The organism is Streptomyces sp. NPDC051136 (genome assembly GCF_044455745.1).
Lineage (GTDB): Bacteria > Actinomycetota > Actinomycetes > Streptomycetales > Streptomycetaceae > Streptomyces.
The window spans coordinates 495,314-515,298 of record NZ_JBITFE010000005.1; the positions used below are offsets into that span (position 1 = coordinate 495,314).

A 19,985-nucleotide genomic window follows, 5' to 3' on the forward strand; every position below is an offset into this window, starting at 1 on the left:
TCATGCATAAACCACTGCGCATCGCGACCGTCACCGCCGCCTGTGCCGTCGCCGGTGCCGTCCTGTACGGCACCGGCGCCGCCACGGCCGGCCAGTCGACGGCCAACTCCACCCACGAGCCGTACAACATCGGGGTGCTGGCCAAGGACATCGACGCCTACTACGGCACCACGCTCGACGCCGACGGCGTCTACCAGGCATCCCCGGACAGCCCGTACGCCGCCGACCTGGCCCGCCTCGACGCCGCCGCGAAGAAGCAGATCGACCGGGCGGCCCGCGCGGCGCAGCACCGGCACGACCGGCCGGCCGTCGTCTTCGACATCGACGACACGCTGCTGCTCAGCCTCGACTACGAGAAGAAGAACAACTACGGCTACGACGGCGCCACCTGGGCCGCCTACGTCGACCGGGCCGACCGCCCGGCCGTCCCCGGCAGCCCCGAGCTGGCCCGGTACGCCGAGAAGAAGGGGGTCGAGGTCTTCTACAACTCCGGCCTGAGCGAGGCGCAGCGCACCGCCGCCGTCCAGAACCTGAAGCGGGTCGGCGCCGACGTGAACCTCGACGCCTCCCACATCTTCCTCAAGGACAAGGCGAACCCGCCGTCCTACCTGGCCCACTGCGCCACCCCGGGCACCTGGACGTGCACCACCGTGCAGTACAAGGCGGGCACCCGCCGGCACATCGAGCGCGACCTCGGCTACGACATCGTCGCCAACTTCGGCGACCAGTACTCCGACCTCCAGGGCGGCTACGCGGACCGCACGTACAAGCTGCCCAACCCGACGTACTTCGTCGAGTAGCACCCACCCCCGCTCAGCCGCGGGCGGTGAAGCCGCCCGCCGTCGAGAGAGGGCCGGACGGGGCGGTGGCCGTCACCGACCAGCGGTCGCCGCCCGCGTCCCGGCCGCCGCGCCCGTGGTTGTACTGCCCGGCGAACACCCACGCGCCCGCCGGTACCGTACGGCCCTCCCGGAGCGTCCACCGGTAGACGAGGAAACCGCCCCGCTCGGCGACCGTGAACGCGAAGTCCGCCTCCGGCAGCGACCGCCAGGCCCCGGTGGAGGTCACCGAGCCCGTCTGCGCCACCCGCAGCTCGACGGTGAGCGCGGTCAGGGCGGTGTCCGCCCTCACGGTGACGTTGCTCTGCGCCCAGAAGTCGTTGCTGTGCGGGTCCACGGCGCCGCTCGACCACAGCCGACCGGGCGCCGGCGCTTGGTGCGCGCCGGTGGCCGGGCGCGGCACGGGAGCGTCGTCCCGCACCACCGAGGCGACGGTGTGGCCCCCGGCGACCAGGACGGCCGCCACGGCCGCCGTCGCCCCCGCCACCCGGACCCAGCCCGGCGGTGACGGGCGGGCCGGCCCGCCCTCCCCGGCCGTCATGCCGCGTTCCACCCGGGCCAGCATCCGCGCCCGGTCGGGCCGGTGCGTCCCGGCCGCCGCGTGCAGCCGGGCGCGCAGCTCCGCGCCCGCCTCGTCCCCGTCCCGCCGCGGTCCGGTCATCGGGCCCCTCCCGCGGCGCCACCGGTTCGCGCGACCGCCGCGCGCACCTGCCGGGGAGCGCGGGGAGCCGTCCGGGTGCCGAGCAGCCGCTGGAGCTCGGCCACCCCCTTCGACGTCTGGCTCTTGACCGTGCCCACCGAGACGCCCAGGGCGAGCGCCGTGTCCTTCTCGGAGAGGTCGAAGGCGTGCCGCAGCACCACGCACGCCCGCTTGCGGAACGGCAGCCGGCGCAGCGCCTCCTGTACGTCCACCACGCCCGCGACGTCGGGGTTCTCCGTCGGCTCAGCGCGCTGCGACCAGAACAGGGCGACGCGTCTGCGTTCGCGCACGGCGGCCCGCACGCGGGTACGGGCGAGGTTGGCGACGACCCCGCGCGCGTACGCCACCGGACGGTCGGCCGCGCGGACCCGGTCCCAGCGGTGCCACAGGGCCAGCAGGGCGTCCGCCGCGAGGTCGTCGGCGGCGTCCGGCTCGCCCGTGAGCAGGTGGGCGAGCCGGGCCAGTTCGGCGTAGTGGCGCTCGAAGAAGGCGTGGAACTCCGCGGAGGCGGCGTCGTCGACGGCTGTCCCCACGGCGGACCCTCCTCGCAGCGGCTTCCCGGGTGCCGAACACCGTACGGCAGACCGAACCCGGCCGGCCCCCGGAAAGTCAGCCCTTGAGGGCCGCCTCCATCATCGCCTTGGCCACCGGGGCCGCCAGGCCGTTGCCGCTGACCTCGCTGCGGGCTGCGTCGGACTGCTCGACGACGACCGCCACCGCGACCTCCTTGCCCGAGGTGCCGGACTTGGCGTACGAGGTGAACCACGCGTACGGCGTCTCGCTGTTGTTCTCGCCGTGCTGGGCCGTGCCCGTCTTGCCGCCCACCGTCGCTCCGGGGATCTGCGCGCCCGAGCCCGTGCCCTCCTTGACGACGGTCTGCATGGCCGACTGCAACTGCGCGGCGGTGGCGGAGCTGACGATCCGCTTCGAATCGGCGTCCGTGTGGTCCTCCAGGACGTCCCCGCCGCTGTCGGTGACCTGCGACACCATGTGCGGGGAGACCAGCTCGCCACCGTTGGCGAGGGCTGCCGAGACCATCGCCATCTGCAACGGCGTCGCGGTCACATCGAACTGGCCGATACCGGTCAGCGCCGTCGACGACCGGTCCATGTCCTTCGGGAACACGCTGGGGTACGCCCGGACGGGCACGTCCTGCGTCTCGTCGTTGAAGCCGAACTTCTCGGCCATGGCACGCAGGTCGTCCTGGCCGAGGGAGACGGCCATCTTCGCGAAGACGTTGTTGCACGAGTACTGCAGCGCGGTGCGGATCGTGGCGTTCTCGCAGGGGGCGTTCGGGTTCTCGTTGGACAGCTCCGTGGAGGTGCCCGGGAGGGTGTAGGGGTCCGGGCTGTCGGTCCGCTCGTCCACCGAGCCGTACAGCCCGTTCTCCAGGGCCGCGGCCGCCACGACCAGTTTGAACGTCGAACCCGGCGGCAGCGGCTGGCGCAGCGCGCGGTTGGTCAGCGGCTTGTCGGGGTCGCCGGTCAGCTTCTCCCAGGCCTCACCCGCGGTGTTGGCGTCGGTCAGCGACGTCGGGTCGTAGGAGGGGGTCGACACGACCGACAGGATCCGGCCCGTCCTCGGGTCGATCGCGACGGCGGCGCCCTTCTTGTCGCCCAGCGCCTCGAACCCGGCCTTCTGCACGGCCGGGTCGATCGTGGTCACCACGTTGCCCGGCTCCGCGCGCGTGTCGGTGACGGTGTCCATCACGGTCTTCAGCCGTGGATCGGTGCCGTTGAGCACGTCCTGGTAGATGCCCTCCAGCTGGGTCGGCGCGTACGCCTGCGAGGCGTAGCCCGTCACCGCCGCGTAGAGCCTCCCGTTCTCGTACGTGCGTTTGTACGCGAGGTCGCCGCCCTTCGTCGACGCCGAGCCGGTGACCGACCGGCCGGCCACGATGATGTCCCCGAGCGGCTCCGCGTACGTCTCGATCGCGTTCCGCCGGTTGTCCTTGCTGTCCGCGAGCGCCCGGCTCTCGTAGAACTGCACCCAGGTCGCCCTGACCAGCAGAGCGAACACCAGGAGCAGCGTGAAGACCGATGCGCGCCTGATCGTCTTGTTCATCCCGACGACAGGACGAACGGGCGGGCGGCGATCGTTCCCCTGTGCCCCGGTTTCTCATCTTTCTCATCGAGTGTTCATCCGGGGCCGGCGCGTCACTCCGCCAGGTGCAGGACGACCTCGTCGATCTCCTCGCCGCGGGCCGGCGCGAACCCCCGCGCCTGCACGCTGGTCACGAACCCGCACTTCTCCAGCACGCGCCGCGACCCCGTGTTGTCGGCCGCCGCGCGCGCGTACAGCGGGCGGTCGCGCACCTCGGTGAGCAGGGCGCGCAGCGCGGCCGTGGCCACGCCCCGCCCCCAGTACGCCCGGTCCACCCAGTACGTCACCTCGCGCTCGCCCGGGTCCCCGTACACCGCGGTGCTGCCGACCACGTCACCGTCGGCGAGGATGGTCCGCACGATGTCGCGGGAGTGCCGGATCTTCGTCCAGTGCGTCGCGAACGCGTCCCAGTCGGCCGGGTCCTTGGGGGTGAAGGCCGCCATGCGCAGGGCCTCGGGATCGTTCATCTGCCGGAAGAAGACGGGCAGATCGCTGTCGTGGACCTCGCGCAGTGCGATGTGCATGGGTCAGAGCCTACGCGTGGCCAGCGTCAGCCGGTCCCGTGCGTCGAAAAGTGCGTCCTTCACCATCTGCTCGTGCGCCGGCGTCAGCCGCGCCACCGGCACCGAGCAGCTGATCGCGTCCCGCGCGGGGGTGCGGTAGGGGACCGCCACGCCGAAGCAGCGCAGCCCCAGCGTGTTCTCCTCGCGATCCACGGCGAAGCCCTGCTCCCGCACCTGGTGCAGCTCCTCGATGAGCTTCTCCCGGTCGGTGATGGTGTGCTCGGTGAGCGCGGGCAGCGTCTCCGGCAGCAGCTTGCGCACCTGCTCGTCGCTGTAGGTGCTCAGCAGCGCCTTGCCCAGCGAGGTCGAGTGCGCGGGCAGCCGGCGGCCGACCCGGGTGAACGGCCGCAGATAGTGCTGGGACTGCCGGGTGGCCAGGTAGACGACGTTCGTGCCGTCCAGCCGCGCGAGGTGGATGGTCTCCGTCGTGTCGTCCGAGAGCCGGTCCAGCGTCGGCCGGGCCGCCGCGACCACCTCGTCGCCGTCGATGTACGAGGTGCCGACCAGCAGCGCCCGCACGCCGATGCCGTACCGCGTGCCGGTGGCGTCGGTCTCCACCCAGCCCAGCTCCACCAGCGTGCGCAGCAGCATGTAGAGGCTGGACTTGGGATAGCCGACGGCCTCCTGGACCGACGCGAGGGAGTGCATACCGGGGCGTCCGGCGAAGTACTCGAGCAGCTCAACCGTCCGCACCGCGGACTTGACCTGCGCTCCGCCCCCCGTCTCGACAGCCGTCATCGCCCTTGACCCCTTCGTTCGACGGGAAATACTCTCGCGAGCAGCATATTCATCAGTAGAGACAGCGTTCAGCATATCGAACGAGTTCCGTGCAGAGCACGTGGAGGGACCCGCGGTGGCAGCAGCACCAGTCTGGAGTGTCGACCCCCGTACCGGGAAGCAGCGCGAACAGGTCGCCGTGGAAGCCACGGCCGAGGAGGTGGACGCGGCCGTCCGCGCCGCGCACGCCGCCCGCGAGGCCCTCGCCGACCGCACCGTACGCGCGGCCTTCCTGCGCGGCGCCGCCGACGAGCTGAAGGCGTCCGAGGCCACCCTCGTCGAGGTCGCCGACGCGGAGACCGCCCTCGGCCCGGTCCGGCTCACCGGTGAACTCGCCCGCACCTGCTACCAGCTGCGGGCCTTCGCCGACATCGTCGACGAGGGCGAGTACCTCGGCGTGGTCGTCAACCACCCCGACGACACCGCCACCCCGCCCATCCCCGACCTGCGCCGCTACAAGGTGCCGCTCGGCGTCGTCGCCGTCTACTCGGCGTCCAACTTCCCCTTCGCCTTCTCCGTCCCCGGCGGCGACACCGCGAGCGCGCTCGCGGCCGGCTGCCCGGTCGTCGTCAAGTCCCACCCCGACCACCCGGCCCTGTCCGAGCTGGTCGCCAAGGTGCTGCGCCGGGCCGCGGCCCGCCACGGCATCCCGGACGGCGTCCTCGGCCTGGTGCACGGCTTCGAGGCGGGCGTCGAGCTGATCAAGCACCCGCTGGTCGCCGCGGCCGGCTTCACGGGCTCCGTCCGCGGCGGCCGCGCGCTCTTCGACGCGGCGGCGGCGCGGCCGGTGCCGATCCCGTTCCACGGCGAGCTGGGATCGCTGAACCCGGTCGTCGTCACCGAGGCGGCGGCCACCGAGCGGGCGGAGGACATCGGCGCGGGCCTGGCCGGTTCCATGACGCTGGGCGTCGGGCAGTTCTGCGTGAAGCCCGGCCTGGTGCTGGTGCCGTCCGGTGACGCCGGGGACGGCCTGGTCAAGTCCCTCACCGACGCGGTCAGCGCCACCGACGCCGGTGTGCTCCTGGACCACCGCATGCGGGACAACTTCGTCGCGGGCGTCGCCGAGCGCGCCGCACTGCCCGACGTGGACTCCCCGGTGACGCCGGGTGCGGGCGGCGAGCACACCGTCAGCGCCGGGTTCCTCACCGTGCCGGCGGCGCGGCTGGCGGCCGAGGGCGAGCACGACCTGCTCCTGGAGGAGTGCTTCGGGCCGGTCACCGTGGTGGCCCGCTACCGCGACGAGGGCGAGGTGCGGGGGGTGCTGTCGCGGCTGCCGGGGAATCTGACGGCGACCGTGCAGCTGTCCGCCGAGGAGGCGGCGGGGGAGGGACGCGGGGCGTCCATCCTCGCGGAGCTTGTGCCGTTGGCGGGGCGGGTGCTGGTCAATGGCTGGCCGACAGGGGTTGCGGTGGCCGCGGCCCAGCAGCACGGGGGGCCCTACCCGGCTACCACTTCGACGTCCACGTCGGTGGGAGGGACTGCTGTCGAGCGTTGGCTGCGGCCTGTCGCTTATCAGGGGACGCCTGAGGCGCTGCTTCCTGCGGAGCTGCGGGATGACAATCCGCTGGGGCTGCCGAGGCGGTTCAACGGGGTTCTTGAGCGGTAGCGCTCCGCGGTTGCGCGCCGGAGGGGTGCGGTTGTCTTGCGGGTGCGGCGCCGTCGTGGCTGTTCGCGCAGTTCCCCGCGCCCCTTCAAGGCGTTCCCCTGACCTGGGATGATCAGTCGATGGAACTTGACGTCACCGAACTGCCCTTCACCCTCCGCCCGTACGGGCCCGACGGTCATTGGTCCTACGCCGACGGTGTGCTCACCGGCGTGGCCGGGCCCCGCCAGGACCGGTTCGTGCCGCCCACCGGGGAGTCGCTGGAGTCCGTGTCCGACGCGCCGCGACTGCTGGGGGCGCCCGACGGGGACTTCCAGCTGATCGCCCGCGTGTCCGTCGGCTTCACCGGCGCCTTCGACGCCGGCGTGCTGTACGTGCACGTGGGGGAGCGGGCCTGGGCCAAGCTGTGCCTGGAGTACTCGCCGGACGTGCCCACCGTCTGCACGGTGGTCACCCGGGGCCACTCCGACGACTGCAACTCCTTCACCGTCGAGGGCGACTCCGTCTGGTTCCGGGTCAGCCGCACCGGACGGGCCTTCGCCTTCCACGCCTCCCTCGACGGGGAGCGCTGGACCTTCGTACGGCTCTTCACACTGGGTGACGAGAAGGAGACGGGCGCGGCCCTGGTCGGCTTCCTCGCGCAGGCGCCCACGGGGGAGGGCTGCACCGTGACGTACGACAGCCTGGAGTTCCGGCCGTCCTGGCCCGCGGACCTGCGGGACGGCAGCTGAGGGGCAGCAGCCGAGGGGCGGCGGGAATGGGACCGGCTGGTTGAAGGTTCACGTACGAGGCGGAGAGGGCCTCCGCAGCCGTACGACCTGGAGAAGAGCCGAGACATGCGCGTCGAGATCTGGAGCGACATCGCCTGCCCCTGGTGCTACGTGGGCAAGGCCCGCTTCGAGAAGGCGCTCGCGGCCTTCCCGCACCGTGACGGGGTCGAGGTGGTGCACCGTTCGTTCGAGCTGGACCCCGGGCGGGCCAAGGACGACGTGCAGCCGGTGCTGACGATGCTCACCGCCAAGTACGGCATGAGCGCGACGCAGGCACAGGCGGGTGAGGACAACCTCGGCGCACAGGCCGCCGCCGAGGGCCTGGACTACCGCACCCGAGGCCGCGACCACGGCAGCACCTTCGACATGCACCGGCTGCTGCACCTCGCCAAGGAGCGGGGCCGGCACGAGGCCCTGCTCGACGCCCTCTACCGGGGCAACTTCGCCGACGAGCGCTCCGTGTTCAACGACGACGAGCGCCTCGTGGAGCTGGCCGCCGGCGCGGGGCTCGACGAGGACGAGGCCCGCAAGGTGCTCGCCGACCCCTCCGCCTACGCCGACGAGGTGCGCGCCGACGAGCGCGAGGCGGCCCAGCTCGGGGCGACCGGGGTGCCGTTCTTCGTGCTCGACCGGGCCTACGGCGTCTCGGGCGCCCAGCCCGCCGAGGTCTTCACCCAGGCGCTGACGCAGGCGTGGGGCGAGCGCGCGCCGCTGAAGCTGATCGACGACGGGGGCGACGCCGACGCCTGCGGCCCGGACGGCTGCGCGGTGCCGCGGGGCTGAGGCGCCGGCCGTCGTCGCAGGTGGGACGGGTTTCATAAGCGATGCTTGGAGAACCCGCGGAGAAATACGCGATGGACGGGGAGGTCGCGGGGTCGCACAGTGGTGGCATGGAGAGCTTCGAGAACCTCGTCCGTACCGAGTTCGCCCCGAAGACCACGTACCTGAACACCGCCAGCACCGGTCTGCTGCCCGCCCGGACCCTCGTGGCGATGCGTGACGCGGCGGTGTCCGCGGCGGAGGGGAGGCCGCTCGACATGTTCGCCGACGTCGAGGCCTCCCGGGCCGCGTACGCCCGCCTCATGGGAGTCCCCGCCACCCGGGTCGCGACCGGTGCCTCGGTCGCCACCTTCAGCGGGCTGGTCGCCGCGTCGCTGCCCCCGGGTGCCGAAGTGCTCACCGCGGAGGCGGACTTCAGCTCCCTGGTGAACCCGCTCCACACACGCGGCGATCTGAAGGTGCGCAGTGTGCCGCTGGAGCGGCTGGCCGAGTCCGTGGGCCCGGACACCGCGCTCGTGGCGGTCAGCTCCGTGCAGTCGGCCGACGGGCGGATCGCCGACCTCGCCGCGCTGCGGGAGGCCGCGCGGGCGCACGGGGCGCGGACGCTGATCGACGCCTCCCAGGCGGGCGGCTGGCTGCCGACGGCGGCGGACGACTTCGACTACGTGACCGCCGTCGGCTACAAGTGGGTGCTGTGCCCGCGCGGCGTCGCCTTCCTCGTCGTGCCGGAGGACCTGGGCGCGGCGGCCGGGCTGAGGCCGCTGTTCGCCGGGTGGGCGACCGGCGAGCGCCCCTGGGACTCCTGCTACGGCCCCGTCGAGGAACTCGCGCACTGCGCCCGGCGGTTCGACGAGAGCCCCGCCCTGTTCTCGTACACCGGAGCCCGGCAGTCCCTGGCCCTGGTCGAGGAGCTGGGCGTGGACGCCGTGCACGCGCACGACACCGCTCTCGCCGACCGGTTCCGCGCGGGGGTGCGCTCACTGGGCCACGAGCCGGTGCCCGCGCCGGGCTCCGCGATCGTGTCCGTGCCGGGGCTCGGCCACCGGCAACGCGGTCTCGGCGAGGCCGGTGTCCAGGTGTCCGACCGGGCGGGCAACCTCCGGGCCGCCTTCCACGTGTACAACACGGAGGCCGACGTGGACCGGTTGCTGGACGTACTGGCGGGCTGAGACCGGGTCCACCCGGCGGGCCGGATCCACCTGGCCGACCGGGAAGAACCCGCGGACAACACCGGGCAGGGGCCTCCCGTCCCACACGAAGAGGCCCCTGCCCGAGATCAGTCGCGGGTCACCGCACCGGGGTGAAGTCCCGCGCGCCGATGAACTCCGGCCGCCGGATGGGCGCCGCGAACGGCTCCACGGCCGTGTTCTCCACGCTGTTGAACACGATGAACACGTTGCTGCGCGGGAAGGGCGTGATGTTGTCGCCCGAACCGTGCATGCAGTTGCAGTCGAACCAGGTCGCCGAGCCGGCCTTGCCGGTGAACAGCTTGATGCCGTACTCGGAGGCCATCTTCGTCAGCGCCTCGTCGGACGGCGTCCCCGCGTCCTGCATCTGCAGGGACTTCTTGTAGTTGTCCTTCGGCGTGGCCCCCGCGCACCCGAGGAACGTCTTGTGCGACCCCGGCATGATCATCAGACCGCCGTTGGTGTCGTAGTTCTCGGTGAGCGCGATCGAGACCGAGACGGTGCGCATGTTGGGCAGGCCGTCCTCGGCGTGCCAGGTCTCGAAGTCCGAGTGCCAGTAGAAACCGCTGGCACCGAAGCCGGGCTTCACGTTGATCCGCGACTGGTGGACGTAGACGTCCGAGCCGAGGATCTGCCGGGCCCGTCCGACCACGCGCTCGTCGCGCACCAGCTTCGCGAAGACCTCGCTGATCCTGTGCACCTCGAAGACCGACCGGATCTCCTTGGACTGCGGCTCGACGATCGAGCGCTCGTCCGCGCGGATGGCCGGGTCCGTGGTGAGGCGCTGCAGCTCCCGCTGGTACTCGGCGACCTCGTCCGGCCCGATGAGCTGGTCCACGGCGAGGAAGCCGTCGCGTTCCAGCGACTGGAGGTCAGCGGCCGACGCGGGGCCCGGGGCGTCGGGGCTGCCCCAGACCACCGGGTCCTGCCGGGGGGTGGCCACCTCGGTGGCACCGCGGGTGGGGTACAGATCGGTGATGTTCGTGGTCGTGATGGTCACGATGACTCACACCTCCTCGGTGAGCAGCGGGTAGACGCCGTTCTCGTCGTGATCCTCCCGTCCGGTGACGGGCGGGTTGAAGACACAGATGCAGTGAAAGTCCTCCTTGACCTTGAGCGTGTGCCGCTCGTGGCCGTCGAGGAGGTACATCGTGCCCGGCGTGATGTGGTACGTCTTCCCCGTCTCGCGGTCGGTCAACTCGGCGTCGCCCTTGGTGCAGACGACGGCCTCGATGTGGTTGGCGTACCACATCGACGTCTCGGTTCCCGCGTACAGGATCGTCTCGTGCAGGGAGAAGCCGACCTTCTCCTTGGCGAGGACGATCCGGGTGCTTTCCCAGGTGCCGGTCGCGCTCTTCACGTGCCGGTCGGTGCCTTCGAACTCCTTGAACGAACGGACGATCACGGTGTTGCGATGCCTCCTAGGTGAGGGATGTGCAGGGGTCCCCGGCGCCCGCGGCCGCGGGCCGAAGGCGCCGGAAGCGGGGGTGGTGGCGCGGGACGGTCAGGCCGTCTCGCGGACGGCCCGGGCGAGGGTCTTCATGCCCTCGTCCAGTTCGTCGGGCGTGATGGTGAGGGCCGGCAGCAGCTTGACGACCTCGCTCTCGGGGCCGGACGTCTCGATGAGCAGCCCCAGCTCGAAGGCGCGCTTGGCGACCCGGCCCGCGCGGGCCTTGTCGTGGAACTCCAGGCCCCAGACCAGACCGCGGCCCCGGTACTCCTTGACGTCCGCGAGGTTCTCCTCGGTGATGGCGATCATGTGCTGCTCGACCTGCTCGCCGCGCTTGCGGGTCTGCTTCTCCATCGCCGAGCCGTCGGCCCAGTAGGCCTCCAGCGTGGCGGTCGCCGTGACGAAGGCGGGGTTGTTGCCACGGAAGGTGCCGTTGTGCTCGCCCGGCTCCCAGACGTCCAGTTCCGGCTTGAACAGGCACAGCGACATCGGCAGGCCGTAGCCGCTGATCGACTTGGAGACGGTGACGATGTCCGGCGTGATCCCCGCCTCCTCGAAGGAGAAGAAGGCGCCGGTACGGCCGCAGCCCATCTGGATGTCGTCGACGATGAGCAGCATGTCCTGGCGCTCGCACAGGTCGGCCAGGGCACGCAGCCACTCGGCCCGGGCGACGTTGATGCCGCCCTCGCCCTGCACCGTCTCGACGATCACGGCGGCCGGCTTGTTCAGGCCGGAGCCCTGGTCCTCCAGCAGCCGCTCGAACCACATGAAGTCCTCGACGGTGCCGTCGAAGTAGTTGTCGAACGGCATGGGCGTGCCGTGCACCAGCGGGATTCCGGCGCCGGCCCGCTTGAAGGCGTTGCCGGTCACGGCGAGCGAGCCGAGCGACATGCCGTGGAAGGCGTTGGTGAAGGACACGATCGACTCGCGGCCCTTCACTTTGCGCGCCAGCTTCAGCGCGGACTCCACGGCGTTGGTGCCCGTCGGGCCCGGGAACATGACCTTGTACGGCAGGTCGCGCGGGCGCAGGATGGTGTTCTGGAACGTCTCCAGGAAGCGGCGCTTGGCGGTGGTCGACATGTCGAGACCGTGCGTGACGCCGTCCCGCTCCAGGTAGTCGATCAGCGCGCGTTTGAGGACCGCGTTGTTGTGCCCGTAGTTGAGCGAGCCCGCGCCGGCGAAGAAGTCGAGGTACTCGTGGCCGTCCTCGTCGTACATGCGGCTGCCGACCGCACGGTCGAAGATGGTGGGCCAGCCGCGGCAGTAGCTGCGCACCTCGGACTCGACGGTCTCGAAGACACTGAGGTCGGGCTGGGTGATGGTCACGACGAATCGCTCCTCGTGGGGTGAGGGTGGGAGAGGAAGGTCGTACGGATCCGGTGGGACCGGTCGCGGTCCCGGCCGGGAAGTCCGGGGGAGCCGGCGGGGGCCGGACGGTCAGCCGCGGGCCGGGCCGGTGAGCGGGCCTATGCGGTACAGGACCTCGGGCTCGTGGGGCCCGTCGGGGAACTCGTCCGTGTCGAAGAGGACTTCGCGCTCCAGGCCGGCGCCGTGGCGCTCGGCGAACGAGGTGAACAGCCGCTGGGACGCTGTGTTGTCGGGGGAGATGGTGGTCTCCAAGGTCGTCGTCCCGCACTCCGCGAGGGTCCGTGCGGCGAGCCCGTCGAGCATCGCAGCCGCGAGCCTTCGACCACGGTAAGCCTCGTCCACCGCCACCTGCCACACGAGCAGCGTGTCGGGCCGGTCGGGCCGTACGTAGCCGGTCACGAAACCCACTGGCACGCCGTGCCCGTCGCGGGCGACGGCCGAGGTCGCCGCGAAGTCACGGCACCAGAGCAGATAGCTGTAGGACGAGTTCACGTCGAGGACCTTCGAGTCCTTGGCTATCCGCCACAGGGCGGCGCCGTCGGCCACTCTTGGACGATCGATTTGCAGGTCTGCTTGCGCGGCAGTCATGCAAATGAAATTACCCAGCGAAATTCGAAATTGCATCGCCGGACGGGGTTACGTGTGGGCGGGTCCTTGTGATATCACGCGGGCGCGTGCCACCGCGCGAAACGTTGACACTTTGGGATGATTTGACCCGGACGAAGGTCGCAAATCGGTCAGCATGTGTATCGGGTCACAATCATGTAACCTGTGCGCCGCGTGTCCGAAATGCCGGTCTGGAACTTATCGAAATCTTAGCGTTTAGGTCCCGGGAAAGCGGGCAGAAGAACACGGATGGCTCTACTCAAAAGAATTGCCGAATTCATTCCGATGGCTTCGGCAAATTCCCGGAATTCAGGCTTCGGAAAGACCCGCGCCGTTCGTGCCACCCTGATCGCCCCAGGACGCCTCGACGGCGCGCCGGGCCGCGCCCGGGTCCGCGGCCGCCCCGGCCTCGGTCAGTGCGGCACCCAGTGCCGCCAGGCAGCTCTGCACGACACCCGGCGTGGCGTCCGGACCGTAGTGGTTGACCCGGACCATCTCCCGGGCCAGCGCGCCCCCGCCCGCGGCCAGCGGCAGCGCGGGGTCGGACTCCAGGGCCCGGGCCACCAGACGTGACGCGTCGGTGCCCGGGGGCACCCGCAGCGTCGTCGCGACCGGCGCCGCGTCCCGCGCCTCCCGGACGTACGGCTCCAGGCCGCCGCCCAGCGCCAGCGCGCCGGCCCGGGTGGCCGCCGCGGCGGACGCGTGGCGCGCCATCACCGTCCGCGGGCCCTCCGTCTCGATGCGCTCGACGCACGCCTCAAGCGCCAGCATCTCCAGCTGCGCCGGCGCGTGCAGCAGTGCCTTGCGGCCGCCGTCGATCCAGCGCTCCTTCCAGTCGAGGAGCGACAGGTACGAGCGCCGCGGGGCGTTCGGGTTGGCCGCCATGCGCGCCCAGGCCCGCTCGCTCACCGACACCGCCGACACCCCGGCCGGGCCGCCCATCGCCTTCTGCGCGCCGATGACGCACAGGTCCACGCCCCACGCGTCCGGCAGCACCGGCTCGGCGCCCACGGAGGCCACCGCGTCCAGGTAGAACAGCGCACCGTGCGCCCGCACCGCCTGACCGATCTCCGCGACCGGATTGGTGTTGCCGGTCGCCGCCTCGGCGTGCACCAGGGACACGAAATCGATCTCCGGGTGCTCGGCGAGGGCGCGGCGGACCTCCTCGGCGGAGACGGCCCGGTGGAACGGCACCGCGAGGTCGTGCACGGTCGCGCCGCAGTCCCGCAGCCAGTCCCCGAAGGTCTGCCCGTACGGCCCCGTGACGACGTTCAGCGCGACGGTGCCCGGGCCCGCGGCGGCGCGGATGGCGCCCTCCAGCGGCAGCAGCGCCTCGCCCTGCATGACCACCACGTCCTGGCCGGTGCCGAGCAGGCGCGCGATCCGGTCCTCGATCGCGGCGAAACGGCCGGCGGTCAGCGGGGCGAGGTCCAGGAACGGGTGGGTCACGGCGGTGCTCTCTTCGGTGCGGCGGTGGTACGTGACGCGGGGTGCGTCGCGTACGGACGCGGTACGTCGCGTACGGAGTCGAGAGTAACCATGGCACCCGTCGGCACTCGCGCCGGAGTGCTTCCGTTGCGACACCCCCACGCCCGGAATTGCGGCTTCCGCTACGGCCGCGGCGGTGATCGTCCGATGAACTGGGCCCGTGTTCCCGGTACTTGTGCTGGTCGTCGTGATCGTCGTGGTGGCGGCGCGGGTTCCGCACCGGCGCCGCCCTGTCGCACGCCCGGGCACGAGGAGCGGGCCGTCCTCGCGCTCGCCGTCGTCGCGAGCGCCGTCGGGGCCGGGTACGCGTCCGCACCGCGCGCCCGCGCGGCGGCCGCCGGCGACCGGGCCCCGGACGCGGGCGAGGGCACCGTCTAGGGTGCGGGACATGAGGGATCGCGCGGTGCTGCACGTGAAGGGGCGGGTGCTCGTCGGACCGGAGGAGGTCCGGGACGAGTTGTGGGTGGTCGACGGCCGGATCACCTACGACCGTCCCACGGGCGTCGCCGACGTCCGCACCGTCGAGGGGTGGGCGCTGCCCGGACTCGTCGACGCGCACTGCCACGTCGGCCTGGACCGGCACGGGGCCGTGCCCGAGGACGTCGCCGAGAAGCAGGCGCTGACCGACCGCGAGGCGGGCACCCTCCTCATCCGCGACGCCGGCTCGCCCTCGGACACCCGCTGGATCGACGACCGCGAGGACCTCCCGAAGATCATCCGGGCCGGCCGGCACATCGCCCGCACCCGCCGCTACATCCGCAACTACGCCTGGGAGGTCGAGCCGGAGGACCTCGTCGCCTACGTCGCCCAGGAGGCCCGGCGCGGCGACGGCTGGGTGAAGCTGGTCGGCGACTGGATCGACCGCGACCTCGGCGACCTGTCGGCCTGCTGGCCGCGCGGCGCCGTCGAGGCGGCCATCGCCGAGGCGCACCGTCTGGGCGCCCGCGTCACCGCGCACTGCTTCGCCGAGGACTCCCTGCGCGACCTGGTCGAGGCCGGCATCGACTGCGTCGAGCACGCCACCGGGCTCACCGACGACACCATCCCCCTCTTCGCCGAGCGCGGGGTCGCCATCGTGCCCACGCTCGTCAACATCGCCACCTTCCCGGCCCTGGCCGACGGCGGCGAGACCCGCTTCCCGCGCTGGTCGGCCCACATGCGCCGGCTTCACGAACGCCGCTACGACACCGTGCGCAACGCCTACGACGCCGGTGTCCCCGTCTTCGTCGGCACCGACGCGGGCGGCGCCCTCGCCCACGGACTGGCCGGGGCCGAGGTCGCCGAACTGGTCACCGCCGGCATCCCGCCCGTCGAGGCGCTCGCCGCGACGACCTGGGCCGCCCGGCGCTGGCTCGGCCGTCCCGGCCTGGACGAGGGCGCACCGGCGGACCTGGTGGTGTACGAGCAGGACCCGCGCGCGGACGTACGCGTGCTCGGCGCTCCGCGCCGGGTGGTGCTCAACGGGCGGGTCGTCGGTTAGCCGACAGGAGTGACACCGGGGAACACCTGTACCGAAGGATTCGAAAAGGTTCGCCAAAACCCCACGAAGGGGTGAAGTGCCCTGGGTTCGCTGACGGTTCGGCCGACCCGGGGACATTCTGTCCGGGTCCCAAGCACGTCGCTCATGCGTGCCCCGCACGCATGTCTCACTGGGGGTCCCACCACCTTGAACGGCAACACCTTCCGCATGCCCGCACGCCGTCTCACCACCGTCGCGGCGGCCACGGCCCTGGCCGTCGGTCCCGCGGTCCTGGCCGGCCCGGGACCGGCCCACGCGACCGGTGACCACGGCCGCGCGAGCGCCGCCGTGCTGCGCACCGGGCTCGACGTCTCCCTGCTCGACAAGACCGTGAACGTCCCGCTCGCGGTCACCCTCAACGAGGTGCAGGCACCCGAGAGCGCCGAGAAGACCGCGCTCACCGTCCGGCTGGACGGCGTCGGCGGCGGAAAGCCCTTCAGCGTCCTGCGCGCCGACGTCGCCGAGGCGAGGGCGACGGCCACCGCCGGGAAGAGCGAGGGCAGCACGACCCTGGCCCGCGCCAGGCTGCACGTCCCCGGCCTGCCGCTGCTGTCGGTGGTCGAGGTGCGGGAGGTCACCGCCAGGGCGACCTGCGAGGCCGGGAAGAAGCCGGTCGCCGACGCCAACCTGCTGGGCCCCGTGACGGTCCTCGGCAAGAAGGTCACGCTGACCACGGGAGGCACGACCGACGTGAAGGTGCCCGGCGTCGGCGAGGTACGCCTCGACCTCTCGGCCCGGGAGACCACCTCCCGCACGGCCGCCGCCACCGCGCTGCGGCTCAAGGTCTCCGTCAACCCCCTCGACCTGAACGTCGCCGAGGTCGAGGGCACCGTGTCCCTGGCCGAGGCGACGTGCGAGTCCCCGGCCGCCCCCGTGGACGAGGCCGAGCAGCCCCCGGCGAAGGCCGACCGGCCCCCGGCCGAGCAGGACGCCGAGCCCGCCGCGGAGGTGAAGCCCCAGGGCGCCCGCGCCGAGGCGGACCTCGCCGAGACCGGCGGCAGCTCGTCGACGCCGTACGTCGCGGCCGGCGCCGCGGTCCTGGTCCTGGCGGGCGGCGGAGCTCTGACCCTGGCCCGGCGCAGGCGGGGCTGATCGCGGGGGCCGGCCGGGGTGGTGGCCCGTCGGGCGGGTCCCGGCTGCCACCGCCACGGTCACCGCTGCCGTGGACGCCGTAGTCGCGGCCGGTGCCGCGGTCTTGGTTCTGGCGAGCGGCGGGGCCCCGCGTCCTGGCCCGCGCAGGCGGGGCTGATCGCAGGGTCTGCCGGGGCGGTGCGCCGTCGGGCCGGTTCCGGCCGCCACCGTCGCGGCCGGCGGCGCGGTCCTGGTTCTGGCGCAGGGCGGGGTCCCGGTCCTGGCCCCGGCGCAAGCGGGGGCTGCTCAGCGGGCGTGCCGCCGGGGTCGTGGCCCTCAGGCCGGGTCCGGTACCGCCAGGGCGTGTTCCAGCGCGCGCAGGAAGCCGTCGGTCGTCGCCCGGTCCCGTACCGCAAGGCGCAGCCAGTCCCCGCCCAGCCCCGGGAACGTGTCCCCGCGCCGCACCGCGTACCCCAGGCCGCGCAACCGGTGCCGCACGGCGGCGCCGTCCGGGACGTGGAGCAGGACGAAGGGGCCCTCGGCCGGGCCCACGGCCCGCACCCCGGCCCCGGCGAACCGCGCGAGCCCGGCGAGGAGGCGGCCCCGGTCGGCGGCGGTGCGGTGGGCGGCGTGGGCGGCCTCCGCCAGCGCCCGCGGCGCCACGCAGACCTCGGCCGCCGCGAGCGCGGGCGTGGACACCGGCCACAGCGGCTGGGCGCGCTCCAGGGCGCCGACCGTCTCCGGGTCCGCCAGGACGTACCCGATGCGCAGCCCCGCCAGGCCCCACGTCTTGGTGAGGCTGCGCAGGACGACGAGCCCGGGTACGTCCGTCCGCCCGGCCAGCGCCTCCCGCTCGCCCGGCACCGCGTCCATGAACGCCTCGTCGACGACCAGCGTCCGCCCGGGCCGGGACAGCGCCGCGAGCACACCGGCCGGGTGCAGCACCGAGGTCGGGTTGGTCGGGTTGCCGACCACCACCAGATCGGCGTCCTCGGGGACCGCCGCCGCGTCGAGGCGGAAGCCGTCCGCCTCCCGCAGGACCACCCGCCCGACCGAGTGCCCCGCGTCCCGCAGCGCCGCCTCGGGCTCGGTGAACTGCGGGTGCACCACGACCGGCCTGCACACCTTCAGCGCCCGCGCCAGCAGCACGAACGCCTCCGCCGCGCCGGCCGTCAGCAGCACCCGCTCCACCGGCAGACCGTGCCGCGCCGCCACCGCCGCCCGGGCGGACCGCCCGTCCGGGTAGGCGGCGAGCGAGCCCAGCGAGGCGGCGACGTGCTCCCGCAGCCACGCCGGGGGAGTGCCGGTACGGACGTTCACCGCGAGGTCCACCAGCGCCGAACCGTCGTCGCGCACCTCGGCGTCCCCGTGGTGCCGCAGATCCGGACCGACGGGGCCGGTCCCGGTCGCGGCGCCGGTCTCAGTGTGCGTGCGCATGTGCGTGTCCATGTCCGTGATGGTGCCCGTGGTGATGTGCGCCCTCCTCGTCGGGGTGGGAGTGCGGCCGCCGCGGCAGCCCCACCCCGTCCTCGCAGCCCAGCGGCGCGGCGCGGTGGACGCGGCCGTCGTGACGCATCCGCAGGCCGCCCCCGACGGGCGGGGCCGTCACGGGGTCTCCCCGGGTGCCGCGCCTGCATCCGTCGCTGTCGTTGTCGCTGTCGTTGTCGCTGTCGCTGTCGTTGTCGTTGTCGTTGTCGTTGTCGTTGTCGCTGTCGCTGTCGCTGCCGCAGCCGCAGCCGCAGCCGCTGCCGCTGCCGCAGCCTCAGCCTCGGACGCACGGGGTACGCGGGACGCGACCGCGCAGGTCACCCGCGCGGGATCCGTCGCCGACTTCCGCTTGGGCACCACGAGTTCGCCCCCGCGCACCAGAGCCGCCGCCTCCGCGACCGACGGGGTGCCCACGGTCGCGAGCGGGGCGTCGGAGGGGTGGGGCACCTCGACGCCCGCCAGCTCGCCGGCCGGGTATGTCACCAGGGGCACGCCCAGCAGCTCGGCGGCGCCGACGATCCCGGGTTCACCGGCCTTGGTGTCCACGGTGGCCAGCTCGGCGACCGACGCGGCGGACAGTCCCGCCGCGCGCAGGGTGTCCCGCACCAGCCCGAGCACCTCACCGACCGGCGCGCCCCGGGAGGCGCCGACCCCGACGACGAGGGACGGCGGACCGCCGGCCCGCGCCCCCGCGCCGGCAGCCACCGACTCCACGGGAACCCCGGACGTCCCGGCGGCCTCCTGAACCCCGTAAGGCATGGTGTGCGGTCCTCTCCTGTGCATCCTGCGCATATTTACTGCGGTTGCCGCTGTCGTACGCGCCTGAACCCGGTGCGATCGGATACCAAGGGCGCATGGCGGTCTTCGTCGCGCTCGGCGCGTTCCTGATGACGCTGGCCGGCGGCTGGACGGCGCAGCGCGTGACCGACCGGCGCCACCTGGTCCTGGGCCTTGCCGGTGGCCTGATGCTGGGTGTCGTCGGCCTCGACCTGCTGCCGGAGGCGCTGAAGGCCGCCGGCGACGAGGTCTTCGGCGTGCCCGCCGCCCTGCTGCTCTTCGTCGCCGGGTTCCTGCTCGCGCACCTGGTGGAACGCCTGCTGGCGGCGCGCCGGGCCGCGCACGGCGGCGACGAGCACGGCCACCGCTCGCCCGAGGTCGGCCTGACGGCCGCGGCCGCGATGGTCGGCCACAGCGCCATGGACGGCGTGGCGATCGGCGCGGCCTTCCAGGTCGGCGGCGGCATGGGCGCGGCGGTGGCCATGGCCGTGATCGCCCACGACTTCGCGGACGGCTTCAACACCTACACACTGACCAGCCTGTACGGCAACGCCCGCCGCCGGGCCGTCGCGATGCTGGTGGCCGACGCGCTGGCCCCCGTCGTCGGCGCCTCCTCCACCCTCCTCTTCACGATCCCGGAGGGCGCGCTCGGCGCCTACCTCGGCCTCTTCGGCGGTGTGCTGCTCTACCTCGCGGCGGCCGAGATCCTCCCCGAGGCCCATCACGAGCACCCCGCCCGCTCGACGCTGCTGTGCACGGTCGCGGGCGCGGCGTTCATCTGGCTGGTGGTCGGCATCGCCGACTGAGGGCCCCGGGCCGCCCACGGCCGCCCCGCCCCGCCCGCCCCCGCGCCGGGCGGGCGGGGCTGGCGTCGACGGGCACGGCACCCCCGTCGG

At 73.0% G+C, this 19,985-nt stretch carries 19 protein-coding genes and 1 pseudogene; 8 read left to right on the forward strand and 12 right to left on the reverse strand.

What is annotated here, in order from left to right; all coding sequences use genetic code 11:
- Positions 1-2 precede the first annotated feature (2 nt).
- Positions 3-800, forward strand: coding sequence for an HAD family acid phosphatase (locus ACIBCJ_RS17535; RefSeq protein WP_365980280.1), 798 nt, complete (start codon positions 3-5; stop codon positions 798-800).
- A gap of 13 nt (positions 801-813) precedes the next feature.
- Here ACIBCJ_RS17535 and ACIBCJ_RS17540 read toward each other — a convergent pair whose 3' ends face one another.
- From ACIBCJ_RS17540 to ACIBCJ_RS17560, 5 genes are all read right to left on the reverse strand, one after another.
- Positions 814-1,500, reverse strand: coding sequence for a hypothetical protein (locus tag ACIBCJ_RS17540; protein ID WP_365980281.1), 687 nt, complete (start codon positions 1,498-1,500; stop codon positions 814-816).
- Complete coding sequence (locus ACIBCJ_RS17545; protein WP_362103653.1) at positions 1,497-2,072, reverse strand: SigE family RNA polymerase sigma factor; 576 nt, start codon at positions 2,070-2,072, stop codon at positions 1,497-1,499. The genes ACIBCJ_RS17540 and ACIBCJ_RS17545 overlap by 4 nt, the downstream gene beginning before the upstream one ends.
- A gap of 76 nt (positions 2,073-2,148) precedes the next feature.
- Positions 2,149-3,603 (reverse strand): penicillin-binding protein 2, encoded by a 1,455-nt coding sequence (locus ACIBCJ_RS17550; protein WP_365980282.1) that lies wholly within the window; start codon positions 3,601-3,603, stop codon positions 2,149-2,151.
- 92 nt (positions 3,604-3,695) lie between these two features.
- Positions 3,696-4,166 (reverse strand): GNAT family N-acetyltransferase, encoded by a 471-nt coding sequence (locus tag ACIBCJ_RS17555; RefSeq protein WP_362103655.1) that lies wholly within the window; start codon positions 4,164-4,166, stop codon positions 3,696-3,698.
- Positions 4,167-4,169: 3 nt separating this feature from the next.
- On the reverse strand, positions 4,170-4,943 hold the full coding sequence (locus ACIBCJ_RS17560; RefSeq protein WP_362103656.1) for an IclR family transcriptional regulator: 774 nt from the start codon (positions 4,941-4,943) through the stop codon (positions 4,170-4,172).
- Between the two features lie 115 nt (positions 4,944-5,058).
- Here ACIBCJ_RS17560 and ACIBCJ_RS17565 point away from each other — a divergent pair, with 115 nt between their 5' ends.
- The 4 genes from ACIBCJ_RS17565 (at position 5,059) to ACIBCJ_RS17580 (ending at position 9,304) form a co-directional block, all read left to right on the forward strand.
- Positions 5,059-6,588 carry an aldehyde dehydrogenase (NADP(+)) gene (locus ACIBCJ_RS17565; protein ID WP_362509562.1) on the forward strand — a complete coding sequence of 510 codons (1,530 nt, stop codon included), beginning with the start codon at positions 5,059-5,061 and terminating at the stop codon, positions 6,586-6,588.
- A gap of 119 nt (positions 6,589-6,707) precedes the next feature.
- A complete protein-coding gene (locus ACIBCJ_RS17570) occupies positions 6,708-7,316 on the forward strand; it encodes a DUF1349 domain-containing protein (RefSeq protein WP_365980283.1) in 609 nt (202 codons plus the stop codon).
- Between the two features lie 105 nt (positions 7,317-7,421).
- Positions 7,422-8,138 (forward strand): DsbA family oxidoreductase, encoded by a 717-nt coding sequence (locus ACIBCJ_RS17575; protein ID WP_362509568.1) that lies wholly within the window; start codon positions 7,422-7,424, stop codon positions 8,136-8,138.
- 71 nt (positions 8,139-8,209) lie between these two features.
- Positions 8,210-9,304, forward strand: a complete 1,095-nt coding sequence (locus ACIBCJ_RS17580) for an aminotransferase class V-fold PLP-dependent enzyme (RefSeq protein WP_365980284.1) — start codon at positions 8,210-8,212, stop codon at positions 9,302-9,304.
- 118 nt (positions 9,305-9,422) lie between these two features.
- Here ACIBCJ_RS17580 and thpD read toward each other — a convergent pair whose 3' ends face one another.
- From thpD to ACIBCJ_RS17605, 5 genes are all read right to left on the reverse strand, one after another.
- On the reverse strand, positions 9,423-10,322 hold the full coding sequence (gene thpD / locus ACIBCJ_RS17585) for an ectoine hydroxylase (protein ID WP_362103661.1): 900 nt from the start codon (positions 10,320-10,322) through the stop codon (positions 9,423-9,425).
- 6 nt (positions 10,323-10,328) lie between these two features.
- Entirely contained in the window at positions 10,329-10,727 is a 399-nt protein-coding gene (locus ACIBCJ_RS17590; RefSeq protein WP_133890444.1) for an ectoine synthase, read from the reverse strand.
- Positions 10,728-10,826: 99 nt separating this feature from the next.
- Complete coding sequence (gene ectB, locus ACIBCJ_RS17595; protein WP_133890443.1) at positions 10,827-12,098, reverse strand: diaminobutyrate--2-oxoglutarate transaminase; 1,272 nt, start codon at positions 12,096-12,098, stop codon at positions 10,827-10,829.
- A 111-nt stretch (positions 12,099-12,209) separates the two neighbouring features.
- Positions 12,210-12,728 (reverse strand): diaminobutyrate acetyltransferase, encoded by a 519-nt coding sequence (ectA, locus tag ACIBCJ_RS17600; RefSeq protein ID WP_362103662.1) that lies wholly within the window; start codon positions 12,726-12,728, stop codon positions 12,210-12,212.
- A gap of 327 nt (positions 12,729-13,055) precedes the next feature.
- On the reverse strand, positions 13,056-14,195 hold the full coding sequence (locus tag ACIBCJ_RS17605) for an aminotransferase class V-fold PLP-dependent enzyme (RefSeq protein WP_365980285.1): 1,140 nt from the start codon (positions 14,193-14,195) through the stop codon (positions 13,056-13,058).
- Between the two features lie 427 nt (positions 14,196-14,622).
- On the opposite strand from ACIBCJ_RS17605, the gene ACIBCJ_RS17610 reads away from it, so the two are divergent.
- Together ACIBCJ_RS17610 and ACIBCJ_RS17615 are read left to right on the forward strand one after the other, a co-directional pair.
- Positions 14,623-15,714, forward strand: coding sequence for an amidohydrolase family protein (locus ACIBCJ_RS17610; RefSeq protein WP_362103664.1), 1,092 nt, complete (start codon positions 14,623-14,625; stop codon positions 15,712-15,714).
- A 186-nt stretch (positions 15,715-15,900) separates the two neighbouring features.
- Positions 15,901-16,845: an SCO1860 family LAETG-anchored protein gene (locus tag ACIBCJ_RS17615; protein ID WP_362509578.1), complete on the forward strand. Its 945-nt coding sequence runs from the start codon at positions 15,901-15,903 to the stop codon at positions 16,843-16,845.
- Positions 16,846-17,160: 315 nt separating this feature from the next.
- On the opposite strand, the gene cobC is transcribed toward ACIBCJ_RS17615, so the two are convergent.
- Complete coding sequence (gene cobC / locus ACIBCJ_RS17620) at positions 17,161-18,261, reverse strand: Rv2231c family pyridoxal phosphate-dependent protein CobC (RefSeq protein ID WP_365980286.1); 1,101 nt, start codon at positions 18,259-18,261, stop codon at positions 17,161-17,163.
- 339 nt (positions 18,262-18,600) lie between these two features.
- A pseudogene (locus tag ACIBCJ_RS17625) lies at positions 18,601-19,071 on the reverse strand (cobalamin biosynthesis protein); the annotation flags it as partial.
- Positions 19,072-19,166: 95 nt separating this feature from the next.
- On the opposite strand from ACIBCJ_RS17625, the gene ACIBCJ_RS17630 reads away from it, so the two are divergent.
- A complete protein-coding gene (locus tag ACIBCJ_RS17630) occupies positions 19,167-19,895 on the forward strand; it encodes a ZIP family metal transporter (RefSeq protein WP_362103667.1) in 729 nt (242 codons plus the stop codon).
- Positions 19,896-19,985: the final 90 nt, after the last annotated feature.